General features: G+C 70.0%; 21 protein-coding genes and 3 tRNA genes. 12 read left to right on the top strand and 12 right to left on the bottom strand.

What is annotated here, in order from left to right:
* Positions 1-3: 3 nt before the first annotated feature.
* Genes amaP through H4W81_RS28355 form a run of 6 tightly spaced genes read right to left on the bottom strand, consistent with a single transcriptional unit; the run spans position 4 to position 2,482 of the window.
* A complete protein-coding gene (amaP, locus tag H4W81_RS28380; RefSeq protein ID WP_192777618.1) occupies positions 4-585 on the bottom strand; it encodes an alkaline shock response membrane anchor protein AmaP in 582 nt (193 codons plus the stop codon).
* Entirely contained in the window at positions 582-1,220 is a 639-nt protein-coding gene (locus H4W81_RS28375) for a DUF6286 domain-containing protein (RefSeq protein ID WP_192777617.1), read from the bottom strand. The genes amaP and H4W81_RS28375 overlap by 4 nt, the downstream gene beginning before the upstream one ends.
* Entirely contained in the window at positions 1,217-1,558 is a 342-nt protein-coding gene (locus H4W81_RS28370) for an Asp23/Gls24 family envelope stress response protein (RefSeq protein WP_192777616.1), read from the bottom strand. Before H4W81_RS28370 ends, H4W81_RS28375 begins: the two co-directional genes overlap by 4 nt.
* Positions 1,555-1,743: a hypothetical protein gene (locus H4W81_RS28365; RefSeq protein WP_192777615.1), complete on the bottom strand. Its 189-nt coding sequence runs from the start codon at positions 1,741-1,743 to the stop codon at positions 1,555-1,557. The genes H4W81_RS28370 and H4W81_RS28365 overlap by 4 nt, the downstream gene beginning before the upstream one ends.
* Positions 1,740-2,018, bottom strand: a complete 279-nt coding sequence (locus tag H4W81_RS28360) for a hypothetical protein (RefSeq protein WP_192777614.1) — start codon at positions 2,016-2,018, stop codon at positions 1,740-1,742. Before H4W81_RS28360 ends, H4W81_RS28365 begins: the two co-directional genes overlap by 4 nt.
* On the bottom strand, positions 2,015-2,482 hold the full coding sequence (locus H4W81_RS28355) for an Asp23/Gls24 family envelope stress response protein (protein ID WP_192777613.1): 468 nt from the start codon (positions 2,480-2,482) through the stop codon (positions 2,015-2,017). The genes H4W81_RS28360 and H4W81_RS28355 overlap by 4 nt, the downstream gene beginning before the upstream one ends.
* A gap of 150 nt (positions 2,483-2,632) precedes the next feature.
* Here H4W81_RS28355 and H4W81_RS28350 point away from each other — a divergent pair, with 150 nt between their 5' ends.
* Both H4W81_RS28350 and gltX read left to right on the top strand, forming a co-directional pair.
* Positions 2,633-3,397, top strand: a complete 765-nt coding sequence (locus H4W81_RS28350) for a fumarylacetoacetate hydrolase family protein (protein WP_192777612.1) — start codon at positions 2,633-2,635, stop codon at positions 3,395-3,397.
* 85 nt (positions 3,398-3,482) lie between these two features.
* Positions 3,483-4,862 (top strand): glutamate--tRNA ligase, encoded by a 1,380-nt coding sequence (gltX, locus tag H4W81_RS28345; protein ID WP_192777611.1) that lies wholly within the window; start codon positions 3,483-3,485, stop codon positions 4,860-4,862.
* Here gltX and H4W81_RS28340 read toward each other — a convergent pair.
* The gene (locus tag H4W81_RS28340; protein ID WP_192777610.1) at positions 4,756-6,018 is read right to left on the bottom strand and encodes an MATE family efflux transporter; all 1,263 of its coding nucleotides are present in this window, start codon (positions 6,016-6,018) and stop codon (positions 4,756-4,758) included. The two genes, gltX and H4W81_RS28340, sit on opposite strands and share 107 nt — an antisense overlap.
* Before the next feature lie 45 nt (positions 6,019-6,063).
* Between H4W81_RS28340 and H4W81_RS28335 the strand changes: the two genes are divergently transcribed.
* Positions 6,064-6,615 carry a PadR family transcriptional regulator gene (locus H4W81_RS28335; RefSeq protein WP_192777609.1) on the top strand — a complete coding sequence of 184 codons (552 nt, stop codon included), beginning with the start codon at positions 6,064-6,066 and terminating at the stop codon, positions 6,613-6,615.
* Here H4W81_RS28335 and H4W81_RS28330 read toward each other — a convergent pair.
* Complete coding sequence (locus tag H4W81_RS28330) at positions 6,593-8,560, bottom strand: M3 family metallopeptidase (RefSeq protein WP_192777608.1); 1,968 nt, start codon at positions 8,558-8,560, stop codon at positions 6,593-6,595. The genes H4W81_RS28335 and H4W81_RS28330 overlap by 23 nt on opposite strands.
* Before the next feature lie 156 nt (positions 8,561-8,716).
* On the opposite strand from H4W81_RS28330, the gene H4W81_RS28325 reads away from it, so the two are divergent.
* The 3 genes from H4W81_RS28325 (at position 8,717) to H4W81_RS28315 (ending at position 9,092) form a co-directional block, all read left to right on the top strand.
* Positions 8,717-8,788 (top strand) — tRNA-Gln (locus tag H4W81_RS28325).
* 138 nt (positions 8,789-8,926) lie between these two features.
* A tRNA-Glu gene (locus H4W81_RS28320) sits at positions 8,927-9,002 on the top strand.
* Between the two features lie 17 nt (positions 9,003-9,019).
* A tRNA-Glu gene (locus H4W81_RS28315) sits at positions 9,020-9,092 on the top strand.
* A gap of 53 nt (positions 9,093-9,145) precedes the next feature.
* Here the strand turns inward: H4W81_RS28315 and H4W81_RS28310 are convergent.
* Positions 9,146-9,991 carry a LysR family transcriptional regulator gene (locus H4W81_RS28310; RefSeq protein ID WP_192777607.1) on the bottom strand — a complete coding sequence of 282 codons (846 nt, stop codon included), beginning with the start codon at positions 9,989-9,991 and terminating at the stop codon, positions 9,146-9,148.
* Between the two features lie 71 nt (positions 9,992-10,062).
* Between H4W81_RS28310 and H4W81_RS28305 the strand changes: the two genes are divergently transcribed.
* Positions 10,063-10,758: a CTP synthase C-terminal region-related (seleno)protein gene (locus H4W81_RS28305; RefSeq protein ID WP_264083191.1), complete on the top strand. Its 696-nt coding sequence runs from the start codon at positions 10,063-10,065 to the stop codon at positions 10,756-10,758.
* Between the two features lie 252 nt (positions 10,759-11,010).
* Here H4W81_RS28305 and H4W81_RS28300 read toward each other — a convergent pair whose 3' ends face one another.
* Positions 11,011-12,735: a hypothetical protein gene (locus H4W81_RS28300; RefSeq protein WP_192777605.1), complete on the bottom strand. Its 1,725-nt coding sequence runs from the start codon at positions 12,733-12,735 to the stop codon at positions 11,011-11,013.
* Between the two features lie 337 nt (positions 12,736-13,072).
* Positions 13,073-13,789, bottom strand: coding sequence for an IclR family transcriptional regulator (locus H4W81_RS28295; protein WP_192777604.1), 717 nt, complete (start codon positions 13,787-13,789; stop codon positions 13,073-13,075).
* 64 nt (positions 13,790-13,853) lie between these two features.
* On the opposite strand from H4W81_RS28295, the gene leuC reads away from it, so the two are divergent.
* The 4 genes from leuC (at position 13,854) to H4W81_RS28275 (ending at position 16,463) form a co-directional block, all read left to right on the top strand.
* Positions 13,854-15,239: a 3-isopropylmalate dehydratase large subunit gene (gene leuC, locus H4W81_RS28290; protein ID WP_192777603.1), complete on the top strand. Its 1,386-nt coding sequence runs from the start codon at positions 13,854-13,856 to the stop codon at positions 15,237-15,239.
* Between the two features lie 12 nt (positions 15,240-15,251).
* Entirely contained in the window at positions 15,252-15,839 is a 588-nt protein-coding gene (gene leuD / locus H4W81_RS28285; protein WP_192777602.1) for a 3-isopropylmalate dehydratase small subunit, read from the top strand.
* A complete protein-coding gene (locus H4W81_RS28280; RefSeq protein ID WP_192777601.1) occupies positions 15,818-16,039 on the top strand; it encodes an SCO5555 family protein in 222 nt (73 codons plus the stop codon). Before leuD ends, H4W81_RS28280 begins: the two co-directional genes overlap by 22 nt.
* A 121-nt stretch (positions 16,040-16,160) precedes the next feature.
* Positions 16,161-16,463, top strand: coding sequence for an HU family DNA-binding protein (locus H4W81_RS28275; RefSeq protein WP_192777600.1), 303 nt, complete (start codon positions 16,161-16,163; stop codon positions 16,461-16,463).
* 89 nt (positions 16,464-16,552) lie between these two features.
* Here the strand turns inward: H4W81_RS28275 and H4W81_RS28270 are convergent, their stop codons facing one another.
* A complete protein-coding gene (locus tag H4W81_RS28270; protein ID WP_192777599.1) occupies positions 16,553-16,753 on the bottom strand; it encodes a hypothetical protein in 201 nt (66 codons plus the stop codon).
* Positions 16,754-16,809: 56 nt separating this feature from the next.
* Here H4W81_RS28270 and H4W81_RS28265 point away from each other — a divergent pair, with 56 nt between their 5' ends.
* Positions 16,810-18,039 carry an MFS transporter gene (locus tag H4W81_RS28265; RefSeq protein ID WP_192777598.1) on the top strand — a complete coding sequence of 410 codons (1,230 nt, stop codon included), beginning with the start codon at positions 16,810-16,812 and terminating at the stop codon, positions 18,037-18,039.
* The last annotated feature ends 13 nt before the right edge of the window (positions 18,040-18,052 follow it).

Raw genomic sequence — 18,052 nt, 5'->3', positions numbered from 1 at the left:
TCTTCATCTCACCGCCCGTCTGGGCGGCGCCGCCCGTTCCAGGCTGACCTTGGCGATCACCGGCAGCCGGTCGGCGCCGAGCGCCAGCTTCATGTGCGGCACGGTCACCGTCGACAACTCCTGCCGCAGCGCGCTCATCGGCATCCGGTCGTCGGCCGCCAGGCGCAGCCGTACCTTGGGGTGGTCGTGGTCGCCCGCGAGCGTCGCGGTCGCCGACGTCACGGACGGCACCGCGGTCAGCTCGGCGGCGGCCGCCTTGGCCACGGCCGCCGAGGTGACGGTCGTCTGCCCTTCGGGCCCGCCCTCCACCCTGACCTCGCCCATGGTCTCGTGGCGGCTCTGCGCCACCAGCCACCGCAGGCCGATCAACGCGAGGATCACCGCGAGCGCGGCGAGCGCCCACCAGACCCACGGGGAGAACCGGGTGAAGAACTCCTGGACCGGGCCGTTGACCAGCGGCTCGTCCGCGGGGGCCCAGTTCTGCGGGAACGCGCGCAGCCCCCTGGCCAGCACCAGCCCACCGGCCACGAGGCACACCAGGCCGAGGATCGCCAGCCCGAGGCGATTGGCCCTGCCGGTCCTCATCGCCGCTCCTTCATCGTGACCGACACCTTGTAGGTGTCGATGGGCTCGAGCGTGCCGAGCCGCACGAGCACGGCGTGCCGTACGGCCTCGGTCAGTCTGGCGTCGTCCCACCCGGAGGCGAAGGCCGTCACGGCCACCCTGCCGCTGCTCACGGTGGCCTTGGCGGAGTGGACTCCCGGCACGTCCTCCGCCGCGCGGGCCAGCGCCGAGGCGAACCCCTTCGGGCGCAGCCCGATGATCAGGTCGGGATCGCCGGTGCGCACCGGCACCACGTGCGGACGGCCGGCCCGCATGGCCAGCGCCAGCAGCCCGAGCCCGACCAGGACGAGCACGACCGCTCCCGCCAGGACCTGCGGGCTGCTCCACGGGCTCGCCGAGCCCCACGACAGCGCCGCGTCTCTGGGCAGCCAGCCGACCGGCCGGTTCACGAGCGTCGAGATGATCTCGACGGCGGCCACGAAGCCGATCCCGATCAGGACCAGCGCCGCCACGGAGGATGCGATCATCCTGCGCGGTTTGAACGCCCGTCGCGCGGCCCTGTCGGCGGCCGGATCGGCCGGCGCGACGACCGGGGCCTCCGCCGTGGGCGTCTGCTGCGGCGAGGTCTGCTGCTCCGGTGCCGCGTGCGTGGTCATGACCTCACCTCGAGGCTCGTCACGCGCACGTCGACCTGGGAGACCTCGAGGCCGGTCAGCTCCAGCACCCTGCGCGCCACGTGGCTTCTGATCTCCGAGGCGATCGTGCGGACCGGCGCGGGATAGTCGAGCGCCACGTCCACTCTGATCGTCGTCAGGTCGCCGTCGATCCTGGCCGCGGGGGAGCGGCGGTGCAGCACCTCGCGTACCTGCTCCACCTCGTTGGCCGCCTGCAGCGCGATGCTGGAGACGACCCTGTCCTCGATGCGAGTACGCCCCCGCTGCTCGGCGGGCATCCGCTGGGCGGGGATGACCACGCCGTGGATCGGAGCGGTCATCGTCGCCTCGCTGTGAGGTTGGACAAGTCGATCTCGCCGCCCTCCGCGATGCGTCCGACCAGCAGCCCGAGCGCGCCGAGCACGAGGACCAGCAGGAACGCGCCCAGCCCGCCGAAGGCGCCGGCCAGGCCCAGGATGATGCCGACCGTCATGCCGATGATCGGCAGCACGGGGATGGTGTTCATGAGTCCTCCAGATCTTCGATCGACACGTTCACCAGGCGACCGTCCGCCAGCGGGACGACGGCCCTGCGCACCTCGTCGGCGGTGTCGAGCAGTGGACGGCCGGCGCGCGCGACGATGGCGATCGCCACCTCATCGTCGCGAACGGCCACGCCCTTGAGCCGCTCGCCCGGCAGGTACGTCGCCACGGTCCCGAACGGGCCGCCCGACAGATCCGCCACTCCCAGGCAGCTCCGCACCCGTTCCGCGATGGCGTGGGCCAGCCCGTCTCCTGTCATTGGACTCGTGGCTCCCTTTCGGGCTGCGTCTCTTCGGTCTTGGGCGTCTCAGGCAGATGCACGTCGTTGACGGTGACATTCACCTCGGTCACTTCGAGGCCGGTCATCCGCTCGATCGCCGAGATCACGTTCCTGCGGACCGCGCCGGCCAGGTCGGGGATGGCCGCGCCGTACTCCACGACGAGGTCGAGGTCGACGGCGGCCTGCCGCTCGCCCACCTCCACCGACACGCCCTGGCTCACGCTCTTGTCGGCGCCGACCATGCCACGCACGGCGCCCAGGGCCCGTGCGGTGCCACCGCCCATGTTGTACACGCCGGAGACCTCGCGCGCGGCCAGTCCTGCGATCTTCGCGACGACGCCGTCGGCGATGGTCGTCCTGCCCTGCTCGGTGATGAGCGAGCTGCCGCCCTGCGTCCGTGCCCTCGGTACGGCCGGCGTCGCCGTGCCACTATCTCTGGCCATCGTGTCTGCCACGATCAGTCACCCCCGGTGTCGAATATCGACTCACTTCATCCTGTTACCAGGGGGTTCAGTGCCATTCAGGGTTTAAAGCGGGTTTTGAGGATTATTAGACCCGACGAGGCACCAGGTGGACGGCACTAGCCTTGTCATGTGCGTATAGCGAGGTTCTCCACAGGCGACGAGGTTGTCTTCGGCGTGGTCGAGGGCGATGTCGTCTCGACGATCGCCGGGCATCCGTTCAACCAGATCCAGTTCACCGGTGAGCGCTACCCGCTGGCCGAGGTGCGGCTGCTGGCGCCGATGCTGCCCAGCAAGGTCATCGCCATCGGCCGGAACTACGCCGAGCACGCCAAGGAGCTCGGCAACGAGGTTCCCGAAGAGCCGCTCATCTTCATGAAGCCGTCGACCTCGGTGATCGGCCACGGCGACGCCATCGCCTATCCCACCTCCCAGTCGCAGCGCGTCGACTTCGAGGGCGAGCTGGCCCTGGTGATCGGCAGGCTCTGCCGGGAGGTGCCCGCCGAACGGGCCAAGGACGTCATCTTCGGCTACACCTGCGCCAACGACGTCACCGCGCGCGACCTGCAGAAGAAGGACGTGCAGTTCACCAGGGCCAAGGGGTTCGACACCTTCTGCCCGATCGGGCCGTGGATCCAGACCGACCTCGACGCCTCCGACCTGGCGCTGACCACCACGGTCAACGGCGAGATCAGGCAGAGCGGCCGCACCTCGCAGCTCATCAACGACATCCCCGCGCTGGTCGCCTACGTCAGCGCGGTCATGACGCTGATTCCCGGCGATGTCATCCTGACCGGCACCCCCGCGGGCGTGGGCCCGCTGGAGATCGGTGACGAGGTCAGCGTCGGCATCGAAGGCATCGGCACCCTGACGAACAAGGTGGTCTCCCGTGACTGAGCCCGACGCAGTGAGCGGAGTGGGCGGCGCCGCGAAGCAGGCCGGCCGCGCAGCGAATGAGGAGGGTGAGGGAACAATCAAGCAGGTGACTGAAGAAGTACGGGTGCGCTTCGCCCCGTCTCCCACTGGCATGTTCCATGTCGGCGGCGCCCGCACGGCCCTGTTCAACTGGGCGCTGGCCGAGCAGTCCGGCGGCAGGTTCGTGCTGCGCATCGAGGACACCGATGCCACCCGCAACCGCCCCGAGTGGACCGAGGGCATCATCTCGGCGCTCGACTGGATCGGCATCAACGGCACCAACCCGGTCTTCGAGGGCCCCTACTTCCAGTCGGCCTTCGAGCCCCAGCACCGCGAGGCGGTCGAACTCCTCCTGGCCAAGGGCATGGCCTATTACTGCGACTGCACCCGCGACGACCTGGTCGCGCGCACCGGCTCCGAGCACAAGGGCTACGACGGCCACTGCCGGGAGCGGGGGCTCACCGCGGGCGCGGTGCGCTTCCGCACCCCCGACGAGGGCGTCACGGTGGTCGACGACGTCATCCGCGGCCGCGTGGAGTTCCCCAACAACGCGCAGGAGGACTTCGTCGTCGCGCGCACCGACGGCTCGCCGCTCTACGTGGTCGCCAACGCCGTCGACGACATCACCCAGAACATCACCCACGTCGTGCGCGGCGAGGAGCACCTGGGCAACGCGGCCAAGCAGATGCTGCTGTGGCCCGCGCTCGGCGCCAAGCCGCCGGTGTGGGCGCACCTGCCGGTGATCGTCAACGAGCAGCGCAAGAAGCTGTCCAAGCGCCGCGACAAGGTGGCCCTCGAGTCCTACCGCGAAGAGGGCTACCTCGCCGAGGCGATGGTCAACTACCTCATGCTGCTCGGCTGGGGCACGGGTGAAGACCGCGAGATCATGCCGTGGTCGGAGATGGTCCCGAGGTTCCGCCTGGAGGACGTCAACTCCGCCAGCGCCTTCTTCGACGAGAAGAAGCTGCGCGCCTTCAACGGCGAGTACATTCGCGCGCTGCCCCTCGAGACCTTCGAGGAGCGCTGCCTGCCGTACCTTGACCCGTCGTGGGACGCCGAGCTGTTCAGCAAGGTCGCCGTGCTCGCCCAGACCCGTGTCTCGGTGCTGTCGGAGATCAGGCAGAACGTCGACTTCCTCTTCCTCGAGGAGCCGGCCTTCGACCAGGCCTCGTGGGACAAGGCGATGAAGGCGAACGCCCCGGAGGTCATCGAGGGCTATCTGGCCAAGCTCGAGTCGGTCAGCTGGGACCCCGAGTCGCTGAAGGAGGCGCTCGAGGACGTCGGCGCCGCCCTCGGCGGGCTCAAGCTCAGCAAGACCCAGGCGCCGATCAGGGTCGCCGTCACGGGTCGCACCGTGGGCCTTCCGCTGTTCGAGTCGATCGAGGTGCTGGGGCGGGAGCGCGCTCAGGAGCGCCTGCGCGCCGCACTGGAGCGGCTACGAGGCTGACCGTGGTCCCCGCCGCCATGGCGAGCCACACACCCGTGACACCGAGCCAGGCGCTCAGCAGATAGGCGAGGGGCAGCTGCACCGCGAAGCCGGCCAGCGTGGCGGCCAGCAGGCGGCTGCCCCTTCCGCTCGCCTGCGCCACCCCGCCCGCGGCGATCAGGCCGCCGAAGGGGATCAGGTAGAGCGTCATCCAGCGCAGGAAGCTCACCGTCGCCTCGGGGTCGTCGGTGAACAGGCTCGCGGCGGGCGCGGCGACGAGGTTGAGCGCCAGCGCCACCGCCGCGCCGGCCAGCAGTCCCGTCCGCAGCGGCGAGCCCGTCTCCTCTGACCGGGCCGTACGGATCATCGCGGCCTGCCTGAGCGCGTAGAACGCCATCACACCCACCAGCATGATCTTCAGGCCGATGCCGTAGCCCGCCTGGGCCGCGACGCCGAACCTGGCGACGATCTCCATGAGCAGCAGGCCGACGAGGGCGCGGGCCAGGAAGTCTCCCGACATGGGCAGGCCGGTGCCGATGATCTCCCAGGCGCCCGCCCGGCCCGCGGCGTCGCGGGGCGCCAGCCGTACCAGCGTCTTGAGAGAGACGGCCAGCGTGACGGCACGGGCCAGCACGGTGGCCAGGGCGGCGCCCTGGACGCCCAGGCCCAGGCCGTAGATGAACAGCGGGTCCAGCGCGATCACCAGGGCGTTGCAGATCAGCGCGTTGCGCATCGGGACCTTGGCGTTGCCCAGCCCCTTGACCACGCCGTCGGCCACCGTCTGGGCGAAGTAGATCGGCAGCCCCGCCATCGAGACCAGCAGGAAGTCGGCGGCCAGCGCGGCCGTGGCGGCGTCGGCGGTCAGGAGCCCGGCCAGCGGCTCCCTGAGCAGGACGCAGGGGAGCGCGATCGCGATCGAGCCCGCCAGCCACAGCAGCCAGCCCGTCCTGATCAGCGGCGTGATGGGGGCGACGCCGTCGCGCCTGCCGACCAGGACCGTGATGCCCGTCGGCAGCGCCAGGACCAGCCCGTAGGCGAAGTACTCGACGGTGGTGGCCATGGTCACGGCGGCGATCGCCGCCTCGCCGAGTCCTGCGACCCAGAGCAGGTCGATCACGCTCACCGCGACGACGGCGGTGAGCAGTTCCACGTAGATGGGAAGCGCGAGCTTGAGCATCGATCCGTTATACATCGGTTAGAGGTATAGCGATACGATGCTCTTATGGCAAGTGGCGGGGATCTGACGCTGATGATCCTGGGGTTCCTCAACCAGCGGCCGATGCACGGCTACGAGCTCAAGTCGCGCCTGACCGCGCTCAGCGGGCATCTGCGGCCGGTCAGCGACGGCGCGCTCTATCCGGCCATCGCCAGGCTGGCGGCCAAGGGGCTGCTCGAACGGCACGAGGAGGAGGGCGCGGCCGCGGCGCGCAGGCAGGTGCTCACGATCACCGCCGAGGGGCGGGAGGAACTGCTGGGGCGGCTGCGGGAGCCGTCCGAGCTCGACATCAGCGACCAGACGCGCTTCTTCGCGGTGCTGACGTTCCTGTCGGCGCTGGAGGACCCCGCGCTCCAGGCGGAGGTGCTGCGCAGGCGCCTGGCCTTCCTGGAGGCGCCCGCGAGCTTCTTCTACGAAGGGGACCGGCCGCTACGGGCCGAGGAGGTCCCCGACCCGTTCCATCGCGGCATGCTGCTGATCGCCAGAGCCACCGGTACGGCGGAGCGCCGGTGGCTCACGGAGACCATCGCCGACCTCAGTCCAGGCCGCGGCGCTTGAGCAGGGGCTCGATGCGCGGGTCGCGGCCGCGGAAGTTGCGGAAGGCGGTCAGCGGGTCCATGCTGCCGCCCCGCGAGAGCAGCTCCTTGCGGAAGTGGTCACCGTTCGCGCGGGTGAGCCCGCCGTTCTCCTTGAACCACTCCACGCTCTCGGCGTCGAGCACCTCGCTCCAGATGTAGGAGTAGTAGCCGGCGCTGTAGCCGCTGGAGAAGATGTGCTGGAAGTAGTTGGTCCGGTACCTCGGCCGCACCAGCGGGAAGGCGATCCCCGCCGCCTCCAGGGCCTCGGCCTCGAACGCCTCGGCGTCCTCGACCGTCACTCCCTTCTCCAGCTTGTGCCAGGCCCAGTCGAGCAGCGTCGCGGCGAGGTACTCCACCGTCGCGAAGCCCTGGTTGAACTTCTCGGCCGCCTTCATCTTCTCCACCAGCTCGGCGGGCATCGGCTCGCCGCTCTCGTGGTGCTTGGCGTAGTTGGCCAGGACCTCGGGCCAGGTCGTCCACATCTCGTTGACCTGCGAGGGGTACTCCACGAAGTCGCGCGGCACGTTGGTGCCCGAGACGCGCGGGTAGCGCACCTCGGAGAACAGGCCGTGCAGCGCGTGGCCGAACTCGTGGAAGGCGGTGTTGACCTCGTCGTAGGTCAGCAGCGTCGGGCCCGAGGCGGGCTTGGTGATGTTGAGGTTGTTCATCACCACCGGCTTCTCGCCGAACAGGTACGACTGGTCGACCAGGTTGTTCATCCACGCGCCGCCGCGCTTGGTCGGCCTGGCGTAGGGGTCGAGCAGGAACAGCCCGAGCGCGGAGCCGTCCTCGTTGAACACCTCGTAGACGGCGACGTCGGCGTGGTAGCCCTTGAGGTCGGGACGCTCGGTGAAGGTCAGGCCGTAGAGCTTGCCCGCCGCGTAGAAGATGCCATCCTCGAAGACCCTGTTGAGCTCGAAGTAGGGCCGCATCGCGTCGGCGTCGAAGTCGTAACGCGCCTTGCGTACCTTCTCGGCGTAGAACGACCAGTCCCACGGCTCGATGTCGAAGCCCGCCTGCTCCGTGAGCGCCTCCGCCTCCTTCCTGGCATTCCGTACGGCCGGCTCCACCAGTTGGCCGAGCATCGCCTCGACCGCCTCGACGGTCTTGGCCGTCTGGTCGGTGACGGTGTAGGCGGCGTGGTTGGGGAAGCCCAGCAGGGCGGCCCGCTCGGCGCGCAGCGTGGCCATCCTGATGGCCAGCTCGAAGTTGGGGCGGGCGCGCTCGACGCTCAGCTGGTAGAGCCTGCGCCGGGTCTCCCTGTTCGTCAGCTGGGCCAGGCCCGGCTGGTTGGTGAAGTTGAGCAGCGGGAGGACGTAGACGTCGTCCTTCCTGATCGACTCGATCCTGGCCTCGTCGAAGCCGTCGAGCTCCTTGGGGTCACGGACGACCAGCGCCTCCTCGGTGGAGGCCTTCAGCAGGTTCTGCGAGAACTCGGTGGAGAGCTTCGACAGCTCCTCGTTGAGCTCCTTGAGCCTCGCCTGCTCGGCCTCGCCCAGGTCGGCGCCCGCCCTGATGAAATCCTCGCGGTACTTCTCCAGCAGCCACGACTCCTCGGCCACGTCCGTGGAGACCTGCTTGATGCGGGCCCACAGCGCGCGGTTGAGCTTGACCTCGTCCATGTGCTTGGTCAGCTTGGGGGAGATCTCGGTCTCGATCGCCATGACGCCGTCGGTGGAGTCGGACGCGGCGATGCTGAAGAAGGACGTCGAGACGCGCTTCAGGATCTGGCCCGAGCGCTCCAGCGCGGCGACGGTGTTGACGAAGGTGGGCGGCTCGGTGCTGTTCGCGATCGCGTCGACCTCGGCGAGGTGCTCGGCCATGCCCCGCTCGAACGCGGGCAGGTAGTGCTCCTCGCGGATCTCCTCGAACGGGGGCAGCTGGTAGGGCAGGCTGCTGGGTGCGAAGAACGGATTCTCAGCCAACGCTTGGGCTCCTCCACGTGGTGTTTTGTCCCCTTCAGCTTGGCATGAGCGGAGCGCGGACGCGCTTGTTGAGTAATCGTTTTGGTCTTGTCCCCCTACCTGGGCTATTCTTTCGGAGTCGCCAGCAAGCGGACCTCGCGAGAGGGTCGCGGCCGGTGGGGTATGGTGTAATTGGCAACACGACTGATTCTGGTTCAGTTATTCTAGGTTCGAGTCCTGGTACCCCAGCTTTGCTACGGATGTCCGATCATCGGGCATCCGTTTTTGCTTTTCCGGGCCGGTTCCGTGAGTTTGGTTGTGCTCCTCGAGGTGCGGTAGAGTTACATCCGTTGCCGGGGAGGCCCCCGGCACATCGCTTGTGGACAGGGTCCCGTCGTCTAGTGGCCCAGGACGCCGCCCTCTCAAGGCGGTAGCGCCGGTTCGAATCCGGTCGGGACTACCACTGTCACAAGCCGCTTCGGTCCCGTCGTCTAGTGGCCCAGGACGCCGCCCTCTCAAGGCGGTAGCGCCGGTTCGAATCCGGTCGGGACTACACCGAAGAAATGCCCGGCCGCTCCCGCGTCCGGGCTTTTCTGTTCTCCGCGTTCACTGCCGCAGGCGCTCGGCCAGCCGCTGGGCGTGCCCGGTCAGTGTGCCGTGCAGCAGTTCGACCCGGTGCACGACCCGAGGGTCGACCAGCGGCACCCCCGCGGGTGCGGGCGAGTCCGCGGGCAGCAGGGTGAGGCCGTGCCCGGCCGCCACGAGGCGCAGCACGGTGTGGAGGTCGTCGCCCGTGTAGGTGAGGCCGATCCTGAACCCGTCACCCGCGATGTCGCGCAGCCGCTCCACGGGGCAGAGCGGGGTCTGCAGCCACAACGCGTCCACGAGATCGGCCAGCCGCAGTCCCGCGCGACCCGCCAGAGGATGCCCCTCCGGCAGGGCGACGGCGAGGTCCCGTTCGGCCACGCCGAGCGTGGTCAGCGGGCCCACGTCGGGCAGCCGCAACGGGTCGCTGGGCGCGGCGACGCCGTCGACCAGGCCCAGGTCGGCCTCGCCGGAGGCGACCACGGCGGCCACCTCGTCGCGGCTCGTGGCTCTGATCGTGAGGTCTAGGCGCGGGGGCCCGGCCAGCCGTACGGCCAGGTCAGGGGTCACGGCGAGCGGCGAGACGGCGATCGTGAGCCGGGAGGACGGGGCGGCCTCGGCGCGCAGGACGTCGGCGCGCGCCGCGCGCAGGCGCAGCAGCAGGGGCTCGGCGTGCTCCAGCAGCCGGGCGCCCGCCCGCGTGGGCTCCACGGGACGGCGGCGCAGCAACGCCAGTCCGAGATCGGCCTCCAGCGTGGCGACCTGCTGCGAGACGGCCGACTGCGTGTAGCCGAGCTCCTCGGCGGCGGCCGAGAAGGAGCCACGCCGCGCGACGGTCACGAACGTCCTGAGCAGATGCGGGTCCATCAGCAATGCTTATCAGACCAGCAGTAATCATCGTTGGTGCTTAACTCGCCGGATCGAGCAGGATGGCGGACATGAGACTCGCCCTGGTCGGGGATCGTTCCCCCACTGTCCGCTCCCACGTCCGAGTACCGCTGCTGCTGGAGGCGCTGCGCGAACGCGAAGGCATCACCCTCGACGCCTACTGGATCCCCACCGAGGAGGCGGGCGAGCTGAGCGGCTTCGACGGCGTCTGGCTGCTGCCCGGCAGCCCCTACCGCAGCGAGAGCGGCGCGGTGAGTGCCATCAGGGCCGCTCGGGAGCAGGCCATCCCGTTCCTCGGCACCTGCGCCGGATTCCAGCACGCGATGCTGGAGTACGCCCGCAACGTCTGCGCGCTCGACGTCGCCCACGCGGAGTACGAACCCGGCACCGAACGCGGCCTGCTCATCGCGCCGCTGGCCTGCTCGCTGGTGGGACACGAGGGAGAGGTACGGCTGGCGCCCGGCTCACTGATCCGGCAGGCGGTCGGGGCAGAACGCGCGATCGAGCGCTACCACTGCTCCTTCGGCCTCAACGCGGACTACCTGCCCGCGCTGGAGGCGGGCGGGCTGCGGTTCACGGCGCACGACGAGGACGGCCGGGCGCGCGCCGCCGAACTGCCAGGACACCCGTTCTACCTGGCCACGCTCTTCCAGCCGGAGCTGTCGGGAGACGGCAGCCGCCCACACCCGGTCATCACGGCCTTCTCCCGCGCGGTCGCCGCGTCCGTCCGCGTGGGCAGCTCGTAGCGCGCCGCCCGGTCACGCGTCGCTCGGGCCCGGTCGCCAACCCGTGACCTGCTCATGCGTCGGCCCGCCGCACGACGAGCGCGTCATCCCGCCGGGTCTGGCAGACCTGCTGTCCCGTTTCCTGGGAGGTGAGGTTCCGCCCGAGCCCGTGGTCCTGCCATGGCACCGTCCGGAGCCGCCGGTCGTGGTGTCAGGGCGGGACCAGCCCGGGCCACGCCCTTGAGGAGCGCGGCCCGGGTGGAAGCCCACGGGTCAGGAGGTCGAGCGGGCCTTGAAGAGGGCGCGCTTGGCGGCCTTCGCCACGTTCTTGTCCGGGTGGACCTGCGAGATCAGCTCCAGCAGTTCCTCCACGTGCGCGTGCGGGATCTTCCAGATCACCTCGAGCAGGTTGTTGAGCAGGTCGGGCCCGATGTCGCGCAGGCTGCTGACGAACTCCGCGCGGCCCAGCCCCGCCGAGATGGTCCACATGTCCAGGATCAGCCAGTGGGTGTCGTCCTGGGTGGGCTCGGGTGCGCCCTCCACCTCGAGCTGCGTGAGGTGCGTCGCGGCGTACGGCCGCAGCGACGGCTCCTTCAGCACGGACTGCCAGGCGGGGATGGCGGCTTCGCCCAGCGTGCCGACCACGCTGGCGGCCTGCACCCTGATCAGCGCGTCCGTGTCGTCCTCGGCCGCCGCCTCAAGGAGCTCGCGGGCGGCCTCGGCCGGCTCGCGCAGCTCCATCCAGGCGGCGAACTCGGCGTCGGCCTCGTCCTCGGGCAGCTCGGCGCTGAAGGCCAGCAGTTCGAGCGCGGTCATCGCGTCGATCGCGGGACGGGCGTCGAGTTCGATGTCGGCGTCGTCGACCAGGTGCACGACGCCCTCGGTGCCGAGGGCCGTGAGCGCGACGTCGTCGCCGTTGACGGTCACCATGCCGTAGCCGACCAGCCAGTCGAGCACCGGCGCCAGCGGGTCGCCGTAGTGATCGCGGGCCTCGTTCCAGGCGTCGGAGCCGAGCTCGTCGAGGTCGGCGGCGGCCTCGGCCAGCTCCTCGCGCAGCTCGGGCAGCTTCCGCGAGCCGCCGCCGATCAGCAGGCGGACCAGCAGCGCGCGGGTCAGGCCGACGAGCGTCATCGTGAGGTCGTCGTCCTCGAGCTCGGGATCGCCGTAGTCGACCGAGTTGAGGCCGAGCATCCAGGCGTCGAGCACGTCCTCGTCGTCGTCGAAGGGCCACTCGGCGGTGTCGGGGTCGACGCTGACGGTGTCGGAGCCGTTGGGCGCGAGGAACTCGAGATCGACCGCGAGGTTCCAGATGTTCCACAGCTGCGGGACGGCCGCGGACAGCGGGCCCTCGGTCTGCGGCCTCGGCAGCCCGATGACGGCGAGCGCCTCCTCGACCTCGGCGTCGGACAGCAGGCTCTCCTCGCCGACCTCTCGCGAGTCGCCGACCCAGACGGCCAGGTCGCGGGCCTTGGCGATCAGCGGCACCGCGCGCGCGGCCGCGGCCAGCTCGGAGTCGGGACGCAGCCTGATCGTGGGCAGGTCGGCCAGCTCGTCGGCGAGCGCCTCGAAGTCGCCGAGGTCACCGCCCTCCTCGCGCCCGTCGTCGTCGCCCTCGTCGTCGATGAGGTCCTCCATGGCCTCGACGAAGTCGTCCTCGAGATCGTCGAGCTCGTCGAGCAGATCGTCGAGGCCGTCGGACCGGTCGACCAGCTTGCCGGTGTCCGACAGGAAGGTCAGGTAGGCGCGGACGGCGCCGATCGTGCCGTCGGCCGCCTCGTCGGGATCCTCCACGACCTTGGGCATGCGCTCGAGCAGCACGGGGCGCAGGTCGGCGCGTCGCCAGCGGCCGACGTCGTCGGAGGCGGCGAGCCTGTGCCACAACGCCGCTGGGCCCACCAGGTCGGGGTCGCTGCCTGGGGCGTGTTCCCGGGCCCACACGATGAACTCTTCGAGCAGGGGACGCAGCTCAGCGGCGGCTACCTCGATGCGATCTGTCACGCACTCAGGCTAGTGCGCCCTGGCTGCGGTCGGCCCCCGAAATCCCCTTTGCGCCGATCACGAAAAGTCGTGACTGAGGGGACGGCTCGCATGGGAGCGCGTCCAAACGCCTCCCAACCCCTTCTCCGGTACGGCACGCCACGCCGCCTCCACCCATGCGTGCCCCGGTCGGGCGACGCCGGATGTCTCGCGGAGGAGCCATCCGGGCGAGTCGTCCAGGGAACGAAAGGAGGGGACCAGGAGAGCCCACGACGCCGCCCCCTGCGCGACGGGAAACGGCCGGGCCCGTCCGGCTCCCACGGGCCCCGGCTGTCCGGGGGAGTGGGGTCTTCGCGGGTCAGTTGGCGCGGCGCATGGCCTCGGTGATGCGCTCGGCGGCGGCCATCACCGGGATCGCGTGCAGCCGTCCAGGGGTGCGGGTCAGGCGCTCGATCGGCCCGGAGACCGAGACGGCCGCGATCACCTTGCCGCCCGTACCCCTTATGGGGGCGGAGACGCTGGCCACACCCTGCTCGCGCTCACCCACGCTGTGCGCCCACCCGCGCCGCCGTACCGAGGCGAGGGTGGCGGCGGTGAACTTCGCCCCGCGCAGCCCCCTGTGCAACCGGTCGGGCTCCTCCCACGCCAGCAGGATCTGCGCCGCCGAACCAGCCGTCATGGGCAGTGCCGAACCCACGGGGACGGTGTCGCGCAGGCCGCTGGCGCGCTCGGCGGCCGCGACGCAGACCCGTTCGTCACCCTGGCGGCGATACAGTTGCGCGCTCTCTCCCGTCAGATCCCTGAGCTGGGTCAACACCGGAGCGGCGACGGCGAGGAGACGGTCCTCGCCGGCCGCGGTGGACAACTCCGAAAGCCTCGGGCCGAGCACGAAACGTCCCTGCGTGTCACGCGTGACGATCCTGTGGTGCTCCAGCGCCACCGCGAGCCGGTGGGCGGTCGGGCGGGCCAGTCCGGTGGCCTGAACCAGCTGGGCGAGGGAGGCTGGACCCGCTTCGAGGGCATTGAGCACGAGGACGGCCTTGTCCAGTACGCCGACTCCGCTAGAGTTGTCCATACACCGATACTGCCGTCTCGACATATGAGAAGGCAAGTCGGGGCAAAGTCTCAAGGAGGAGATCATGGGCCGCACACTCGCGGAGAAGGTCTGGGAGCAGCACGTCGTGCGCCGCGCCGAGGGCGAACCCGACCTGCTCTTCATCGACCTGCACCTCATTCACGAGGTGACCAGCCCGCAGGCCTTCGACGGCCTGCGCCTGGCAGGGCGCAAGGTGCGGCGGCCCGATCTCACCATCGCCACCGAGGACCACAACGTCCCGACGGTGCTCGGCCCGATCTCCGACCCCGTCTCCAAGACGCAGGTCGAGACGCTGCGCAAGAACGCGGCGGAGTTCGGCATCAGGCTGCATCCGATGGGCGACGCCGGCCAGGGCGTGGTGCACATCATCGGCCCGCAGTTCGGCCTGACCCAGCCGGGCATGACGATCGTCTGTGGCGATTCTCACACCTCCACGCACGGCGCGTTCGGCGGCATCGCGTTCGGCATCGGCACCTCCGAGGTCGAGCACGTGCTGGCCACCCAGACGCTGCCCGCCTACCGGCCGAAGACGATGGCCATCGAGGTGTCGGGCGAGCTGCCCGTGGGCGTCACCGCCAAGGACCTGATCCTGGCGATCATCGCGAAGATCGGCACCGGCGGCGGCCAGGGCTACATCGTCGAGTACCGCGGCGAGGCCGTCCGCAAGCTCTCCATGGAGGGCAGGATGACCGTCTGCAACATGTCGATCGAGGCGGGCGCACGGGCCGGCATGATCGCGCCGGACGAGACGACGTTCGCGTACCTGAAGGGCCGCCCGCACGCGCCGCAGGGCGAGGCGTGGGACCAGGCGGTGGAGTACTGGCGGACGCTCAGGAGCGACGACGACGCCGTCTTCGACAAGGTGGTCGAGATCGACGCCTCGACGCTGACGCCGTTCGTCACGTGGGGCACCAACCCGGGGCAGGGTCTGCCGCTGGACGCCGTGGTTCCCGAGCCCGAGTCGTTCGCCGACCCCTCCGAGCGGGCCGCGGCCGAGCGGGCGCTGGAGTACATGGGGCTGACCGCGGGCACGCCGCTGCGCGAGATCGAGGTCGACACCGTCTTCGTCGGCTCGTGCACCAACGGCCGCCTGGAGGACCTGCGGGCCGCCGCGGACATCCTGCGCGGACGGCAGGTCAGGACCAGGACACTCATCGTCCCCGGCTCGATGCTGGTCAAGCTGCAGGCCGAGCAGGAGGGCCTGGACGAGGTCTTCAAGGCCGCGGGCGCCGAGTGGAGGGAGGCGGGCTGCTCGATGTGCCTGGGCATGAACCCCGACACCCTCGCTCCCGGCGAGCGCAGCGCCTCGACCTCCAACCGCAACTTCGAGGGCCGCCAGGGCAAGGGCGGGCGCACCCACCTGGTCTCTCCCGCCGTCGCCGCCGCCACCGCCGTCACCGGCAAGCTGACCGCCCCCGCCGACCTGTAAGGACCGCTGATCATGGACGCTTTCACCACCCACACCGGTACGGCGGTGCCGCTGCGCCGCAGCAACGTCGACACCGACCAGATCATCCCCGCCGTCTGGCTGAAGCAGGTCAGCCGCACCGGGTTCGAGAAGGGCCTGTTCTCCGCCTGGCGCGAGGACCCCACCTTCGTCCTGAACGACCCGTCCTACGAGGGCGCCAGCATCCTGGTCTCCGGTCCCGACTTCGGCACCGGCTCCTCGCGCGAGCACGCCGTGTGGGCGCTCCAGCAGTACGGCTTCCGCGTCGTGATCGCCGCCAGGTTCGGCGACATCTTCCGCAACAACTCCACCAAGATGGGGCTGCTGCCCGTCGTCCTGCCGGGCGAGAAGGTCGAGCTGCTGCAGGCGGCCGTCGAGGCGGACCCGAAGCTGGCCGTCACGGTCGACCTGGCCGGACGTGAGGTCCGCTGGGCCGGGGAGAGCGTCGGTTTCGAGATCGACGACTACACCCGCTGGCGGCTGATGGAGGGCCTCGACGACATCGGCCTGACCCTGCGTCACGCCGACGACATCACCACGTACGAGAATGGTCGGCAGCCATGGCTGCCGACGACCGTCTAGAAGACGACCATCTGGCGCGGCGGTTGCGCGAAGCGCACCGCCGCGTTCGCATGCTCCCCGCCGCCGACCGAGAACGCTTTTCCCGTAGGTATCTGGCGATCTGCGACCTCGCCAAGCGTGATCCGGACCGGGCCGCGACCCGGCTGGAGGCCTTCCTTACCGATCTGACCTGCGATTCCGACACGCCGGACGCTCAATAAATCGCCCAGGGTGATTGAGATCCCAGGCGATCCCGCATTTAATTTCAACGTGTAAGGGGTTTCTCGACCGTTGGACTCGTCTGCTGGAACCCCGAGCCGTAACAGGGGGAGCGAAACCTACATGAACAAGCGGGAACTCGTCGACGCCATCGCGGACCGGGTGGGCGACAAGAAGACGGCCACCGAGGCCGTGAACGCGATTCTCGAGGCCATCCAGAAGGCCGTCGCGGCCGGCGACAAGGTCTCGATCACGGGCTTCGGCGCGTTCGAGATGGTCCACAAGCCGGCCCGCACTGCCAGGAACCCGTCAACCGGTGCGGAAATCAAGGTCGCCGAGAGCTGGGGGCCCAAGTTCCGCCCGGGCTCCGACTTCAAGGAGCTGGTCAACGTCGGCGGCAAGAAGGCCGCCAAGAAGAAGCAGTAACACCAGTCGCATCGCGACCCGCGCCCGGCCCCCCGCTCATTTGGGGCCGGGCGCCTGTCGTTTTCCGTCAGGGGATGGAAAACATTTAGTCAGGGAACGGGAAACGTCGACAGCGTGACGAAGGTGATGTCGTCCCCGGAGAGAACAAGATTGACCCGCTGTCCCGGCCGCAGCAATCGAAGCGGACCGGCGTCGAACGCGCGCGTGCCGAACTCGAGCACGTTTCCGTCGTCGAGGAAGACCGACCCTGAACGGGTCACCGGATCGAAACTCCGCACGGTTGCCTGCACGAACCCAGCGTAAATGGTTTGACCGCGCAGAGGGGAGCCGATGAGGATCACGGGTCGTGCCCACGAAGCAGAACATCTGGCGGAACGCCGCCTTCCTGCGCCTTGTCGGCGCCGACGCGCTGAGCCAGTTCGGCACCCAGGTGACGCTGGTGGCGCTGCCGCTGACCGCGCTGCTGGCACTGGACGCCAGCCCGTTCCAGCTGGGCCTGCTGACCGCCGCCGAGATGGCGGCCTTCCTGCTCATCGGCCTGCCCGCCGGCGTGTGGGCCGACCGGCTGCGCCGCCGTCCGATCCTGATCGCCGCCGACTCCGTGCGCGCCGTGGCGCTGCTCAGCATCCCCCTGGCGGCCTTCGCGGACGTCCTGTCGCTGGTCCAGCTCTACGCCGTGGCGTTGATCGTCGGCGTGGGCACGGTCTTCTTCGACGTCGCGCACATGAGCTTCGTGCCGTCGATCGTGGACAAGGACGACCTGCCCAGGGGCATCGGCACCATGGAGACCCTGCGCAGCGGCGCGTGGCTGGCGGGTCCGGGGCTCGGCGGCTGGCTGGTCCAGCTGCTCACCGCGCCCGTCGCGCTGCTGGCCGACGCGATCACCTACGCCTGCTCCGCGGTCATCCTGTCCACGATCAGGGCGGACGAGCGCCCGGTGCCGCCGGAGCGGCGGAGTCTCAAGGCGGAGGTCGCCGAGGGGCTGAGGTACGTGCTCGGGCATCGCGTGCTGCGCCGCATCGCTCTGGTCGGCTCGCTGAACATGCTGGCCAACGGCCTGTGGGCGGTCGTGCAACCGCTGCTGCTCGTGCGTGAGCTCGGCCTCGGGCCGGGCGCCTACGGGCTGATCGTCTCGGCCACGGGCGTGGGCGGTGTGGTCGGCGGCGTGCTCGCGCCGAAGATCGTCGACCGGTACGGCAACGGCGGCGCCATGTACGGCGGAGCCGTCCTCGCCGGGCTGTTCCCTCTGGCCGTCGGGTTCACCGGCGAGGGCTGGCGGGTGACCCTGTACCCGGTGGGCATGGCCCTGATCGTCGCCTCCTCGATAGTGCTCAACGTCGGCCAGGGCAGCTACCGCCAGGCCGTCACCCCCGACCACCTGCGCGGCAGGATGAACGCCAGCATGCGCTTCCTCATGTGGAGCGCGATGCCGGTCGGCGGCGTCCTCGGCGGCCTGCTGGCCGAGCAGGTGAGCGTCTGGCAGCTGCTGTGGGTGGCCTGTCTCGGCACCGTCGTGGGGCACCTGCCGTTCATCGTGTCGCCGTGGATCCGCACCCTGCGCGTCGAATCCGCCTGACGCCTGACGCCTG

Source organism: Nonomuraea africana (genome assembly GCF_014873535.1).
Lineage (GTDB): Bacteria > Actinomycetota > Actinomycetes > Streptosporangiales > Streptosporangiaceae > Nonomuraea > Nonomuraea africana.
This window is presented reverse-complemented; position numbering and strand designations above follow the sequence as displayed.

What these genes read in the sequence shown, in the direction of transcription:
- H4W81_RS28280 (WP_192777601.1), top strand. Translation starts at nt 15,818, where the DNA reads ATGGCTGCCGACGACCGTCTAGAAGACGACCATCTGGCGCGGCGGTTG.
- H4W81_RS28365 (WP_192777615.1), bottom strand. Translation starts at nt 1,743, where the DNA reads ATGAACACCATCCCCGTGCTGCCGATCATCGGCATGACGGTCGGCATC.
- H4W81_RS28275 (WP_192777600.1), top strand. Translation starts at nt 16,161, where the DNA reads ATGAACAAGCGGGAACTCGTCGACGCCATCGCGGACCGGGTGGGCGAC.
- amaP (WP_192777618.1), bottom strand. Translation starts at nt 585, where the DNA reads ATGAGGACCGGCAGGGCCAATCGCCTCGGGCTGGCGATCCTCGGCCTG.
- H4W81_RS28355 (WP_192777613.1), bottom strand. Translation starts at nt 2,482, where the DNA reads ATGGCCAGAGATAGTGGCACGGCGACGCCGGCCGTACCGAGGGCACGG.
- H4W81_RS28295 (WP_192777604.1), bottom strand. Translation starts at nt 13,789, where the DNA reads ATGGACAACTCTAGCGGAGTCGGCGTACTGGACAAGGCCGTCCTCGTG.
- H4W81_RS28375 (WP_192777617.1), bottom strand. Translation starts at nt 1,220, where the DNA reads ATGACCACGCACGCGGCACCGGAGCAGCAGACCTCGCCGCAGCAGACG.
- H4W81_RS28310 (WP_192777607.1), bottom strand. Translation starts at nt 9,991, where the DNA reads ATGGACCCGCATCTGCTCAGGACGTTCGTGACCGTCGCGCGGCGTGGC.
- H4W81_RS28305 (WP_264083191.1), top strand. Translation starts at nt 10,063, where the DNA reads ATGAGACTCGCCCTGGTCGGGGATCGTTCCCCCACTGTCCGCTCCCAC.
- H4W81_RS28335 (WP_192777609.1), top strand. Translation starts at nt 6,064, where the DNA reads ATGGCAAGTGGCGGGGATCTGACGCTGATGATCCTGGGGTTCCTCAAC.
- H4W81_RS28360 (WP_192777614.1), bottom strand. Translation starts at nt 2,018, where the DNA reads ATGACAGGAGACGGGCTGGCCCACGCCATCGCGGAACGGGTGCGGAGC.
- leuD (WP_192777602.1), top strand. Translation starts at nt 15,252, where the DNA reads ATGGACGCTTTCACCACCCACACCGGTACGGCGGTGCCGCTGCGCCGC.
- H4W81_RS28340 (WP_192777610.1), bottom strand. Translation starts at nt 6,018, where the DNA reads ATGCTCAAGCTCGCGCTTCCCATCTACGTGGAACTGCTCACCGCCGTC.
- leuC (WP_192777603.1), top strand. Translation starts at nt 13,854, where the DNA reads ATGGGCCGCACACTCGCGGAGAAGGTCTGGGAGCAGCACGTCGTGCGC.
- H4W81_RS28370 (WP_192777616.1), bottom strand. Translation starts at nt 1,558, where the DNA reads ATGACCGCTCCGATCCACGGCGTGGTCATCCCCGCCCAGCGGATGCCC.